The sequence below is a fragment of the Aquincola tertiaricarbonis genome (assembly GCF_023573145.1).
In the GTDB taxonomy this organism is placed as follows: domain Bacteria; phylum Pseudomonadota; class Gammaproteobacteria; order Burkholderiales; family Burkholderiaceae_C; genus Aquincola; species Aquincola tertiaricarbonis_B.
On the sequence record NZ_CP097636.1, the window covers coordinates 2,475,049 to 2,487,159 of the forward strand.

The window sequence follows — 12,111 nt, forward strand, 5'->3', positions numbered from 1 at the left end:
GCCTGGGATGTGTCGGGGCGGGCGGCGTGCCGGTCAGGCGGTGACGGTGTCGGCCTGCGGCTGGAAGCGTCCGGCGCGCAACAGGCCGCCGAGCACTGCCTTCATCGACGCGGTGCTGGTGTTGGCATCGATGCCGACGCCGAAACGCGTGGCACCGGCGATGCGCAATTCCAGGTAAGCCGCCGCGCGGGCCTGGGCACCGCCGCCGATCGCGTGCTGATGGTAGTCCAGCACTTCCACGTCGGCGCCGCTGAGCGCGCGCAGGCCGTTGACGAAGGCGTCCACCGGGCCGTTGCCCTGCCCTTGCAGCCGGTGGCTGCGGCCGCCGTGCTGCACGTCGGCCTTGACGGTCACGCGGCCGTCGTCCTGTTCGGTGATCTGCACATGGCCGATGTGCGCTTCGGCCACGCCGTATTCACGCTCGAAGATGGACCAGAGGTCGGCCGCGTTCAGCTCCTTGCCCTCGGTGTCCATCACCTGCTGCACCACGCGGCTGAAGTCGATCTGCAGCCGGCGCGGCAGCTCGAGGCCGTACTCGTTCTCGAGCAGGTAGGCGATGCCGCCCTTGCCCGACTGGCTGTTGACGCGGATCACCGCCTCGTAGCTGCGGCCGAGGTCCATCGGGTCGATGGGCAGGTAGGGCATCTCCCAGATGTCGCCCTCGCGCCGCGCGGCGAAGGCCTTCTTGATCGCGTCCTGGTGCGAGCCGGAGAAGCTTGTATAGACAAGATCGCCCACGTACGGGTGGCGCGGATGCACCGGCAGCTGGTTGCAGTGCTCCACGGTGCGGCGGATCTCGTCGATGTCGGAGAAGTCGAGCCCCGGCGCCACGCCCTGGGTGTAGAGGTTGAGCGCCACGTTCACGATGTCAAGGTTGCCGGTGCGCTCGCCATTGCCGAAGAGGCAGCCTTCCAGCCGGTCGGCGCCGGCCATCAAGGCCAGTTCCGCCGCGGCCGTGCCGGTGCCACGGTCGTTGTGCGGGTGGATCGACATCACGATGCCGTCGCGCCGCTCGAGGTGGCGGTGCATCCACTCCACCATGTCGGCGAACACGTTGGGCGTGCAGCACTCCACCGTGGAAGGCAGGTTGATGATGCAGGGCTTGGCTGCCGTGGCGCGCCATTCGGTGGCCACCGCGTCGACGATGCGCTTGGCAAACGGCAGCTCGGTGTTCGAGAACATCTCGGGCGAGTACTCGAAGGTCCAGGCCGTCTCCGGTTGGCGCTCGGCGCATTCGCGGATCATCCGCGCATGGCGAACGGCCAGGTCCACCACGCCGTCTTCGTCCAGGCCCAGCACCACGCGGCGCATCACCGGCGCGGTGGCGTTGTACAGGTGCACGATCACCCGCTTGGCACCCACCAGCGACTCGAAGGTGCGGGTGATGAGGTGGTCACGCGCCTGGGTGAGCACCTGGATGGTGACGTCGTCGGGCACCAGGTTGCGCTCGATCAGCAGGCGCACGAAATCGAAGTCGGCCTGCGAGGCGGAGGGAAAGCCGACCTCGATCTCCTTGAAGCCGATGCGCACCAGCTGCTCGAACATGCGCAGCTTGCGGGCCGGGTCCATCGGTTCGATCAGCGCCTGGTTGCCATCGCGCAGGTCGACGCTGCACCACACGGGCGGCTTATCGATCACGGCATTCGGCCACCGGCGGTCGGCCAGTTGGATCTGGGTGGCGGGGCGGTACTTGGCTGCAGGGTTCTTCAACATCGACATGGTGGTCTCTCGAGGTGATGAACGCAGCCGGATTTCCAAAAAGCAAACGGCCCGCTGCGTTGCGCTTGGCGGGCCGTTGATCCGGAGGGGAACTTGAAAAAATTCGGACGAGATCGTTCAGCGCGCCTGGAGCACGCCTAGTAGCAGCGAGAAGGTTGCGGTGCGGAACGACATGGCCGCGAATATACACCCCATCGGGGGATGCCGGCTAGCGATGAAGGCCTTGTTCGTCCGGTTCATCGGTGGACGTGGCGATCACGCTCACCGGCCGGCCCTTCATCTTGCGGTAGATGTAGACGCCGTAACCCGACAGGCCGTACACGCAGAACAGCGCGAACAGCACGATGGGCGGATGGATGTTGATCACCGCGATGCCGAGCGCGATCAGCACGATGACGATGAACGGCACCGAGCGCTTCAGGCTCACGTCCTTGAAGCTGTAGAACGGCACGTTGGTCACCATCGTCAGGCCCGCGTACAGCGTGGCACCGAAGGCCGACCAGGCCAGCCAGTGCAGCGCATAGGCGTCGCGAAAGCCCGCGTCGTCCATCACCCAGATGAAGCCGATGATCAGCGCCGCCGCCGCCGGGCTGGGCAGGCCCTGGAAGTAGCGCTTGTCCACCACGCCGATGTTGGTGTTGAAGCGGGCCAGCCGCAGCGCGGCGCAGGCGCAATAGACGAAGGCGGCGATCCAGCCGGCCTTGCCCAGGCCCTTGAGCGCCCATTCGTAGGTGATCAGCGCCGGTGCGGCGCCGAAGCTCACCATGTCGGACAGGCTGTCCATCTGCTCGCCGAAGGCGCTCTGGGTGTTGGTCATGCGGGCGACACGGCCGTCCAGGCTGTCGAGTACCGCCGCCATGAAGATGCCGATGGCCGCCTGCTCGAAGCGCCCGTTCATCGCCATCACCACGGCATAAAAACCGCCGAACAGGGCGGCCAGCGTGAAGAGGTTCGGCAGGATGTAGATGCCTTTGCGGCGGGGACGGTCGCGCAGGTCTTCAGGCTCCTGCGCGGCCAGCGATTCGTTCTGATCATTCATGTTGAAAGCATACCCCGCACCTGCCGTGCACACGTGCAAAGGCCGCGGGACCCAGGCCCCGCAGGGCCCGGGCCGCCGCGGCCCGTGACTGGTTGACGATCAGTTCTTCGACTGGTCGACCAGGCGGTTCTTCTTGATCCAGGGCATCATCGCGCGCAGCTTTTCGCCCACCACTTCGATGTCGTGCTCGGCCGTCAGGCGGCGGCGCGATTGCAGCGTCGGGGCGCCGGCCTTGTTCTCCAGGATGAAGCTCTTGGCGTACTCACCGGTCTGGATGTCCTTCAGGCACTGCTTCATGGCCTTCTTGGTCTCTTCGGTGACGACGCGCGGGCCGGTCACGTACTCGCCGTATTCGGCGTTGTTCGAGATCGAGTAGTTCATGTTGGCGATGCCGCCTTCGTAGATCAGGTCCACGATGAGCTTGAGCTCGTGCAGGCACTCGAAGTAGGCCATCTCGGGCGCGTAGCCGGCTTCCACCAGCGTTTCGAAGCCGGCCTTGATCAGCTCGACGGTACCGCCGCACAGCACGGCCTGTTCGCCGAACAGGTCGGTTTCGGTTTCTTCGCGGAAGTTGGTCTCGATCACGCCGGCCTTGCCGCCGCCGTTGGCCACGGCGTAGCTCAGGGCCAGGTCACGGGCCTTGCCGCTCTTGTCGGCATGCACCGCGATCAGGTGCGGCACGCCGCCACCTTGCGTGTAGGTGCCGCGCACCGTGTGGCCGGGGGCCTTGGGAGCGACCATCCACACGTCCAGGTCGGCGCGCGGGATGACCTGGCCGTAGTGCACGTTGAAACCGTGGGCGAAGGCCAGCGAAGCGCCTTCCTTGATGTTGGGCTCGACTTCGCGCTTGTAGACCTCGGCGATCTGCTCGTCGGGCAGCAGCATCATCACGACGTCGGCGCCCTTGACGGCCTCGGCCACCTCGGCCACCTTCAGGCCGGCCTTCTCGACCTTGGTCCAGGAGGCACCGCCCTTGCGCAGGCCGACGGTGACCTTCACGCCGCTGTCGGTCAGGTTCTGGGCGTGGGCATGGCCTTGCGAGCCGTAGCCGATGATGGTGACGTTCTTGCCCTTGATCAGGCTCAGATCGGCGTCCTTGTCGTAAAAGACCTTCATGGTTCTCTCCAGCAGAAATGGGGGGGTTTAAACGCGCAGGATGCGCTCGCCGCGGCCGATGCCGCTGGTACCGGTGCGCACGGTTTCCAGGATGGCGGTGCGATCGATCGCCTCGATGAAGGCGTCCAGCTTGCCGGCGTCGCCGGTCAGCTCGATGGTGTAGCTCTTCTCGGTGACGTCGATGATGCGGCCGCGGAAGATGTCAGCCATGCGCTTCATCTCCTCGCGCTCCTTGCCGACGGCGCGCACCTTGATCAGCATCAGCTCGCGCTCGGTGAAGGCGCCTTCGGTCAGGTCGACCACCTTGACCACTTCGATCAGGCGGTTCAGGTGCTTGGTGATCTGCTCGATCACCTCGTCGCTGCCGCTGGTGACGATGGTCATGCGCGACAGCGAAGCGTCTTCGGTCGGGGCGACCGTGAGGCTCTCGATGTTGTAGCCGCGGGCGGAGAAAAGGGCCACCACGCGCGAGAGGGCACCCGGCTCGTTTTCGAGCAACAGGGCGATGACGTGTTTCATGAGGATTCGTCCTGCGCGCTCTTCAGACCGGCGGCGGTAACCGACGGCCCTTGGCCACGCTGTTCGAGGTTGAGGAAAAGGGAGGTGAGGCTGGAATCTGATCGCCGCTGTCGCCCGGTGGCTGCGGTGGCGCGGTAACGCCAGCCGCCCTCACCGGGCTGTCAGCGGCTCTCAGGGGATCACAGGTCTTCCGAGCCCAGCAGCATCTCGCTGATGCCCTTGCCGGCCTGCACCATCGGCCAGACGTTTTCGGTGGGGTCGGTGCGGATGTCGAGGAAGACGGTGCGGTCCTTCAGCTTCATCGCTTCGCGCAGCGCGCCTTCCACGTCGCCCGGCCGCTCGATCTTCAGGCCGACGTGGCCGTAGGCCTCGGCCAGCTTCACGAAGTCGGGCAGCGCGTCCATGTAGCTGTGCGAGTAGCGGCCGCCGTAGTCCAGCTGCTGCCACTGGCGCACCATGCCCAGGTAGCGGTTGTTCAGCGACAGGATCTTGACCGGCGTCTTGTACTGCAGGCAGGTCGACAGCTCCTGGATGCACATCTGGATCGAGCCTTCACCGGTGACGCAGAACACGTCGCTGTCAGGCTTGGCCAGCTTGATGCCCATCGCGTACGGCAGGCCCACGCCCATCGTGCCCAGGCCGCCGGAGTTGATCCAGCGGCGCGGCTGCTCGAAGCGGAAGTACTGCGCGGCCCACATCTGGTGCTGGCCGACGTCGGACGTGATGTAGGTGTCGCGGTCGCGCGTGAGCTCGCACAGCGTCTCGATCACGTACTGCGGCTTGATGACCTCGGTGCTGGGCTTGTAGCGCAGGCACTCGCGCTTGCGCCATTCGTTGATCTGGCTCCACCAGCCGGCCAGCGCCGCGTTGTCGGGCTTGCTCTGCGCCTCGCGGATCTGCGCGATCAGCTCGATCAGCACGTCCTTCACGTCGCCGACGATGGGGATGTCCACCCGCACGCGCTTGGAGATCGACGAGGGGTCGATGTCGACGTGGATGATCTTGCGCTCGACCGAGGCGAAGTGCTTGGGGTTGCCGATCACGCGGTCGTCGAAGCGAGCGCCCACGGCCAGCAGAACGTCGCAGTTCTGCATGGTCATGTTGGCTTCGTAGGTGCCGTGCATGCCCAGCATGCCCAGGAACTGCGGGTCGCTGGCGGCCGAGGCACCCAGGCCCATCAGCGTGTTGGTGACGGGCGCACCGAGCAGCGCGGTGAGCTCGCGCAGCTCGGCCGAGGCATTGCCCAGGATCACGCCGCCGCCGGTGTAGATGTAGGGCCGCTTGGCCTGCAGCAGCAACTGCACCGCCTTGCGGATCTGGCCGCCGTGGCCCTTGCGCACCGGGTTGTACGAGCGCATCTCCACCTTGTCGGGGTAGACGAAGGGCGCGGTGTTGAGCGAGACGTCCTTGGGGATGTCGACCACCACCGGGCCGGGCCGGCCGGTGCGCGCGATGTGGAAGGCCTTCTTGAGCGTGGCGGCCAGGTCGCGCACGTCCTTGACCAGGAAGTTGTGCTTGACGATGGGCCGGGTGATGCCGACGGTGTCGCATTCCTGGAAGGCGTCCAGACCGATGGCCGGCGTGGGCACCTGCCCGGTGATGATCACCATCGGGATGGAGTCCATGTACGCCGTGGCGATGCCGGTGATGGCATTGGTGACGCCGGGGCCCGAGGTGACCAGGGCCACGCCCACGTCGCCGGTGGCGCGCGCATAACCGTCGGCGGCATGCACCGCAGCCTGCTCGTGGCGCACGAGCACGTGCTCGATGGTCTCTTGCTTGTACAGCGCATCGTAGATATAGAGGACGGCACCGCCGGGATAGCCCCAGAGATACTTGACGCCCTCGGCCTGCAGGCAGCGAACGAGGATCTCGGACCCGTTGGGGTCGGCTGCGGCGGCGGGGGGAGTGGGCTGCGCCGAGGCGGCGCGCTTGATTTCGGCGGGGGAGATGTCCATGACTGACCTTTGCGAATTTCTCTGACGAAAAACCATCGGTGCCCCTCTTCGCGCCCTTGTGAGGCGGATGTGGAGCCTGTGCTGCCCGGGAAGCGCGCCAGATCGGCGTGCACCCCGGCAAGATGTGCTGAGCCGAGGATTATGGCATCACTCTTGCCACCTTCAGGGGATAGACGACCAGGACCCGGTGCCATAATCCCGCCGCCTCGCACAAGGGGCAAGCCGCCGCCCCCTACGCCTTGGCCACCGACAAAGAACTTTCCGACTTCCTGAAAAGCGTCGAGAAGCGCGCCTTCAAGCGCACCGTGTATGCGGTGCGTGACGACGATGCGGCGCTCGACATCGTGCAGGACTCGATGATCCGACTGGCCGAGAAGTACGCCGACCGGCCGGCCGAAGAGCTGCCGCTGGTGTTCCCGCGCATCCTGTCCAACGCCACGATGGACTGGTTCCGCCGCCAGAAGGTGCGCAATGCGGTGGTGCGGAACCTCTCGTCCTTCGAATCGTCTGAGGACGACGCTGGCGGCGGCGACTTCGACCTGCTGGAAGCGCTGGAAAGCGCCGACGGCGCGCTGGGCGCGGAAAGTGCTGCCGAAAGCGTCTCACGGTCGCAGATCCTGCAAATCATCGATTCACACGTCGGCGAGCTGCCGGCGCGTCAACGAGAGGCCTTCCTCCTTCGTTACTGGGAGGAACTGGACGTTGCAGAAACCGCCTCCGTGATGGGTTGCTCAGAGGGCAGTGTGAAAACGCACTGCTCCCGGGCAGTGCATGCACTGGCCAAGGCGCTTCGCTCCAAGGGAATCGCACCATGACGAACACCACACTGCTGGCCGCCGATTCGTTACAAGACCGCTTTGCGCGCCGCGTGGCCGCACGGTTGAGCGAAGCGGCCGAGGCCACACCGCCCGACATCGAGACCCGCCTGCGCTTTGCGCGTGAGCAGGCGCTGCAGCGTGCCCGCGTGGTGCGCCAGGCCGCCCAGGTGGCCGAGCCGGTGGTGGCCATGGGCCACGGCGGTGCGGCCACGCTGCGGCTGGGCCGCGGCGGGCGCCCGGGCGCCAGTTGGTGGCTGCGGCTGGGCTCGGCGCTGCCGGTGCTGGTGCTGGCCGGCGGCCTGCTGCTGATCCACGACTGGCAGGACCGCTCGCAGGTCGAGGCTGCGGCCGAGATCGACTCCGCCCTGCTGACCGACAGCGTGCCGCCCGACGCCTACAGCGACCCCGGCTTCGTCGAATTCCTCAAGTCGCCCACCGAATGACGCGAGCCGCCACGTCCTGCGGTGGCCTGGCCGCCGCTGCCCGCAGCCTGCTGCTGGCGCTGCTGTGCGCCGGTGGCGTGGCGGGCGCGCAGCCGGCCAGCGGCGGCGTCAGCTGGAAGCAGCTCACGCCCGCCCAGCGCAGCGCGCTGGCGCCGCTGGAGCGTGAATGGTCGGCGCTGGAACCGCGCCGGCAGGAAAAGTGGCTGGAAATTGCCGCGCGCTTCCCCAACATGCCGGCGGCCGAGCGCACGCTGATGCAGGAACGCATGGCCGAGTGGGCGCGCCTGTCGCCCAAAGAGCGCGGCCAGGCCCGCGTCAACTTCCAGGAAGCGCGCCAGCTGCCGCCTGACGAGCGCAAGGCCCGCTGGGACAGCTACCAGGCGCTGCCCGACGACGAAAAACGCAAGCTGGCCGAACGTGCCCGCCCGCCGCGCAACGACCGCGACACGCTGGTCAAGTCGGCCTCGCCCGTCAACAACGACGGCAGCAAGTCCAACATCGTGCGCACGCCCAGCGCGCCCACGCCGGTGCGCCCGGTGGCGCCCACGGTGGTGCAGACCGGTCCAGGCGCCACCACCACGCTGTTGTCGCGCCCTGCTGCCAAGCCGCCGCTGCACCAGCAGGCCGGCGTGCCCAAGATCGCGGCCACGCCCGCCTTCGTCGACGCCACCACGCTGCTGCCCAAGCGCGGCGCCCAGGGCGCTGCCGCCGCGCCGCGCAAGCCGGCCGCTGCTTCGGCGTCCGAGGAACCCTGACGCTCCATGACGGCCGAGGGTTCTGCGCAGTTCGACATCCCGGGCATCTGGCGCCGGCTGGCCTGCTTCCTGTACGAAGGCGTGCTGTTGTTCGGCGTCGTGATGATCGCCGGCTACCTCTACAGCGCCCTCACCCAGCAGCGCAATGCGCTGGAGGGGCGCCACGGCCTGATGGCCTTCCTCTTCCTGGTGCTGACGATGTACTTCGTCTGGTTCTGGTCGCATGGTGGCCAGACGGTGGCCATGCGGGCCTGGCACGTGCGCGTGCTGCGCGCCGATGGGCAGCCGCTGTCGCAAGGCCGGGCGCTGGCACGCTCGCTGCTGTCCTGGATCTGGTTTCTGCCCGCCACCGCCACCGCCTGGTTGGCCGGCCTGCACAGCCTGGGTGCCATCAGCGCGCTGCTGGTGGCAGGCGTGTTCACCTACGCGGCGCTGGCGCGGCTGCATCCGCGGCGGCAGTTCCTGCATGACGTGGTGTGCGGCACCCAGCTCGTGACCTGGCGACCGGTGCGGCCCCGCCGCCCGGCGGCGGCATGACCCCACCGCCCCCGTTCAAGGGCCGCACCGGGCTCGACCGCATCGTGCACGCCGCCGGCCATTCGGCCGACGGCCTGCGCGCGGCCTACACCGGCGAAAGCGCCTTCCGCCAGGAAACCTGGCTGGCCGTCTTCCTGGTGCCGGCGGCCTTCTGGCTGGGCGGCAACTGGGTGGAAGTGGCGCTGCTGGCCGGCAGCGTGCTGCTGGTGATGATCGTGGAGCTGCTCAACTCGGCGGTGGAGGCGGTCGTCGACCGCGTCTCGCTGGAGCGGCATGAACTGTCCAAGCGCGCCAAGGACATCGGCAGCGCAGCGGTGTTGATGGCCCTGGTGCTGTGCGGTGGCATCTGGGCGGCTGCACTCTGGCACCGCTTTGCAGGAGGGTGACGATGGCCTGGTCGGTGTGCGTGTATTGCGGTTCGCGCACGGGTGATTCGCCGCTGTTCATGCAGGCCGCCCGGCAGGTGGGCGAGCTGATCGCCCGCAGCGGCGGCCGGCTGGTCTACGGCGGCGGCAAGGTGGGCCTGATGGGTGCGGTGGCCGATGCCACGCTGGCGGCCGGTGGCACGGTGCTGGGCGTGATTCCGCAGGCGCTGATGGACCGTGAGGTGGGCCACCGCGGCATCACCGAGCTGCAGGTGGTGGACACCATGCACGAGCGCAAGCTGGCGATGGCCGAAGCGGCCGACGCCTTCCTGGCGCTGCCCGGCGGCATCGGCACGCTGGAAGAGCTGTACGAGATGTGGTCGTGGCAGCAGCTGGGCTACCACGACAAGCCGGTGGCACTGCTCAACGTGGACGGCTTCTACGACGCGCTGCTCGAGTTCACGCGGGTGAGCCACCAGCGCGGCCTGATGTCCGGCGCGCAGTTCGAAGCGCTGATGGTGGACACCGACGCGCCACGCCTGCTGCAGCGGCTGCAACAGGCGGCCGCCCGGGCGACCGGCCCGGACGACTACGCCAACGCTTAAATAGCTGACTCGTCCGTCTCGCCGGTGCGGATGCGCACCACCTGGTCGATCGGCGAGACGAAGATCTTGCCGTCGCCGATCTTGCCGGTCTTGGCGGCCTTGACGATGGCCTCGATGCAGCGGTCGACATCGTCGTCCTTGACCACCACTTCCACCTTCACCTTCGGCAGGAAGTCGACCACGTACTCGGCACCGCGGTAGAGCTCGGTATGGCCCTTCTGGCGGCCGAAGCCCTTGACCTCGACCACGGTCAGGCCCGACACGCCGACCTCGGCCAACGCCTCTCGCACTTCTTCCAGCTTGAAGGGCTTGATGACGGCGGTGATCTGTTTCATGGCGGGCTCCGGAAATGCGTCAAATTGCATTGATTTAAGCACGGAAGCCCCCGGCCTTGGGGATGGCGTGAGAGCGTCCCGGCCATGCGCCGGGTCACCTTGGCCAACGCATGGCTCGGGCGATGATCACGGGGTGAAAGCGCACCCACTGCCCAACTCCGACCCGGTGATCCGGGTGCACGAAGATCCCGCCGCCCTCGATGCCGAGGCCTGGAACGCCTTGCTGGCGGCCCAGCCCTCGCCCACGCCCTTCCTGCGGCATGAATACCTGCTGGCGCTGCACCGCTCGGGCAGCGCCGTGGGCGCGACCGGCTGGTCGCCCGCCTTCCTGACGGTGGAGCAGGACGGGCAGTTGCGCGGCGCCTGCCCGCTGTACCTGAAGAGCCACTCGTACGGCGAATACGTCTTCGACTGGGCCTGGGCCGACGCCTATGAGCGCCATGGCCTGGCCTACTACCCCAAGCTGCTGGGCGCGGTGCCCTTCACGCCGGTGCCCGGCACGCGGCTGCTGGCCACCGACGAAGCCACGCGCACGTTGCTGGTGCAGGCCATCGGCGCCTTTGCGCGCCAGGCGCAGCTGTCGTCGGCGCACCTGCTGTTCATCGACGAGGCTGACCGCGCCGCCTTCGAGCGCGCCGGCTGGCTGATGCGTGAAGGCGTGCAGTTCCACTGGTCGGCGCCGGCCGGCCAGCCGTGGGGCAGCTTCGAGGACTTCCTGGCCAGCCTGCAGCGAGAGAAGCGCAAGAAGATCCAGCAGGAGCGGCGCAAGGTGCAGGAGGCGGGCGTGAGCTTCAGCGTGCACCAGGGCAGCGAGATCGACGACGATCTGTGGGACTTCTTCCACCGCTGCTACACCCTCACCTACCAGGCGCACCACTCCAAGCCGTACCTCAAGCGCGCGTTTTTCGCCGAGATGGCGCGGCACCTGCCGCAGCACTGGCTGATGTTCGTGGCCTGGCGTGGCGAAGGTGCGCAGCGCGAGCGCATCGGGGCGTCGCTGATCGCACTTGATCCGCAGCGCCGGGTGGCTTACGGCCGCTACTGGGGCAGCACCGCGTACGTGCCCTGCCTGCACTTCGAGGCCTGCTACTACCAGCCGCTGGCCTGGTGCATCGCGCAGGGCTACCAGCGCTTCGAGGGCGGAGCGCAGGGCGAGCACAAGATGGCCCGCGGCCTGCTGCCGGTGAAGACGGCATCAGCGCACTGGCTGGCCGATCCGCGCTTTGCATCGGCGGTGGCCGACTTCCTGGCGCAGGAAGGCGCCGGCATCGGCGCCTATGTGGACGAGCTGAAGGAGCGCAACCCCTTCAGGCCCGCCCCCGGTACTGCTTAGGCCTGGGCCTTCTTGTAGGCCTCGATGCCCGAGCGGATCTCTTCCTTGGCGGCTTCGGGGCCTTCCCAGCCCTGCACCTTGACCCACTTGCCGACTTCCAGGTCCTTGTAGTGCTCGAAGAAGTGCTGGATGGCCTTCAGGCGCATCTGGTTGATGTCTTCGGGCTTTTGCCAGTGGGTGTAGATCGGCAGGATCTTGTCGATCGGCACCGCCAGCAGCTTGGCGTCGCCGCCGGCCTCGTCTTCCATCTTCAGCACGCCGATCGGGCGGCAGGTGACCACCACGCCGGGCGACAGCGGGAACGGGGTGATGACCAGCACGTCCACCGGGTCGCCGTCGTCCGACAGCGTCTGCGGCACGTAGCCGTAGTTGCACGGGTAGTGCATCGCGGTGGTCATGAAGCGGTCGACGAACAGCGCGCCGCTGTCCTTGTCCACTTCGTACTTGATCGGGTCCGCGTTCATCGGGATCTCGATGATCACGTTGAACTGCTCGGGGGCGTTCTTGCCGGGGCTGACTTTTTCGAGGCTCATGCTGTTTGCTCGGGCTTGGAAGGGAGGTGCGCGATT

At 67.4% G+C, this 12,111-nt stretch carries 14 protein-coding genes; 7 read left to right on the forward strand and 7 right to left on the reverse strand.

The genetic code is table 11. The features are described from left to right. Window positions 1-33: 33 nt before the first annotated feature. The 5 genes from leuA to MW290_RS25785 all read right to left on the reverse strand — a co-directional run bounded on the left by leuA (window position 34) and on the right by MW290_RS25785 (window position 6,351). Complete coding sequence (leuA, locus tag MW290_RS25765) at window positions 34-1,713, reverse strand: 2-isopropylmalate synthase (protein WP_250197193.1); 1,680 nt, start codon at window positions 1,711-1,713, stop codon at window positions 34-36. Window positions 1,714-1,927: 214 nt separating this feature from the next. Further along, on the reverse strand, window positions 1,928-2,758 hold the full coding sequence (pssA, locus tag MW290_RS25770) for a CDP-diacylglycerol--serine O-phosphatidyltransferase (protein WP_250197194.1): 831 nt from the start codon (window positions 2,756-2,758) through the stop codon (window positions 1,928-1,930). 99 nt (window positions 2,759-2,857) lie between these two features. Beyond that, entirely contained in the window at window positions 2,858-3,874 is a 1,017-nt protein-coding gene (gene ilvC, locus MW290_RS25775) for a ketol-acid reductoisomerase (protein WP_250197195.1), read from the reverse strand. A 27-nt stretch (window positions 3,875-3,901) separates the two neighbouring features. Beyond that, entirely contained in the window at window positions 3,902-4,393 is a 492-nt protein-coding gene (ilvN, locus tag MW290_RS25780; RefSeq protein ID WP_250197196.1) for an acetolactate synthase small subunit, read from the reverse strand. A gap of 179 nt (window positions 4,394-4,572) precedes the next feature. After that, on the reverse strand, window positions 4,573-6,351 hold the full coding sequence (locus tag MW290_RS25785) for an acetolactate synthase 3 catalytic subunit (RefSeq protein WP_250197197.1): 1,779 nt from the start codon (window positions 6,349-6,351) through the stop codon (window positions 4,573-4,575). A gap of 239 nt (window positions 6,352-6,590) precedes the next feature. Here MW290_RS25785 and MW290_RS25790 point away from each other — a divergent pair, with 239 nt between their 5' ends. From MW290_RS25790 to MW290_RS25815, 6 genes are read left to right on the forward strand one after another with little or no spacing between them, the layout of a single operon-like run. Beyond that, window positions 6,591-7,166 (forward strand): RNA polymerase sigma factor, encoded by a 576-nt coding sequence (locus MW290_RS25790; RefSeq protein ID WP_250197198.1) that lies wholly within the window; start codon window positions 6,591-6,593, stop codon window positions 7,164-7,166. Continuing rightward, window positions 7,163-7,612: a DUF3619 family protein gene (locus tag MW290_RS25795; protein WP_250197199.1), complete on the forward strand. Its 450-nt coding sequence runs from the start codon at window positions 7,163-7,165 to the stop codon at window positions 7,610-7,612. Before MW290_RS25790 ends, MW290_RS25795 begins: the two co-directional genes overlap by 4 nt. Beyond that, complete coding sequence (locus tag MW290_RS25800) at window positions 7,609-8,367, forward strand: DUF3106 domain-containing protein (protein WP_250197200.1); 759 nt, start codon at window positions 7,609-7,611, stop codon at window positions 8,365-8,367. Before MW290_RS25795 ends, MW290_RS25800 begins: the two co-directional genes overlap by 4 nt. A gap of 6 nt (window positions 8,368-8,373) precedes the next feature. Next, window positions 8,374-8,904: an RDD family protein gene (locus MW290_RS25805; protein WP_250197201.1), complete on the forward strand. Its 531-nt coding sequence runs from the start codon at window positions 8,374-8,376 to the stop codon at window positions 8,902-8,904. Next, window positions 8,901-9,290 carry a diacylglycerol kinase gene (locus MW290_RS25810; protein WP_250197202.1) on the forward strand — a complete coding sequence of 130 codons (390 nt, stop codon included), beginning with the start codon at window positions 8,901-8,903 and terminating at the stop codon, window positions 9,288-9,290. The genes MW290_RS25805 and MW290_RS25810 overlap by 4 nt, the downstream gene beginning before the upstream one ends. A 2-nt stretch (window positions 9,291-9,292) precedes the next feature. Continuing rightward, window positions 9,293-9,874 (forward strand): LOG family protein, encoded by a 582-nt coding sequence (locus tag MW290_RS25815; RefSeq protein ID WP_250197203.1) that lies wholly within the window; start codon window positions 9,293-9,295, stop codon window positions 9,872-9,874. Here the strand turns inward: MW290_RS25815 and MW290_RS25820 are convergent. Next, entirely contained in the window at window positions 9,871-10,209 is a 339-nt protein-coding gene (locus tag MW290_RS25820; protein ID WP_046112213.1) for a P-II family nitrogen regulator, read from the reverse strand. The two genes, MW290_RS25815 and MW290_RS25820, sit on opposite strands and share 4 nt — an antisense overlap. Window positions 10,210-10,342: 133 nt before the next feature. Here MW290_RS25820 and MW290_RS25825 point away from each other — a divergent pair, with 133 nt between their 5' ends. After that, complete coding sequence (locus MW290_RS25825) at window positions 10,343-11,542, forward strand: GNAT family N-acetyltransferase (RefSeq protein ID WP_250197204.1); 1,200 nt, start codon at window positions 10,343-10,345, stop codon at window positions 11,540-11,542. Here MW290_RS25825 and ppa read toward each other — a convergent pair. Further along, the gene (ppa, locus tag MW290_RS25830) at window positions 11,539-12,075 is read right to left on the reverse strand and encodes an inorganic diphosphatase (protein ID WP_250197205.1); all 537 of its coding nucleotides are present in this window, start codon (window positions 12,073-12,075) and stop codon (window positions 11,539-11,541) included. The two genes, MW290_RS25825 and ppa, sit on opposite strands and share 4 nt — an antisense overlap. Between the last annotated feature and the right edge of the window lie 36 nt (window positions 12,076-12,111).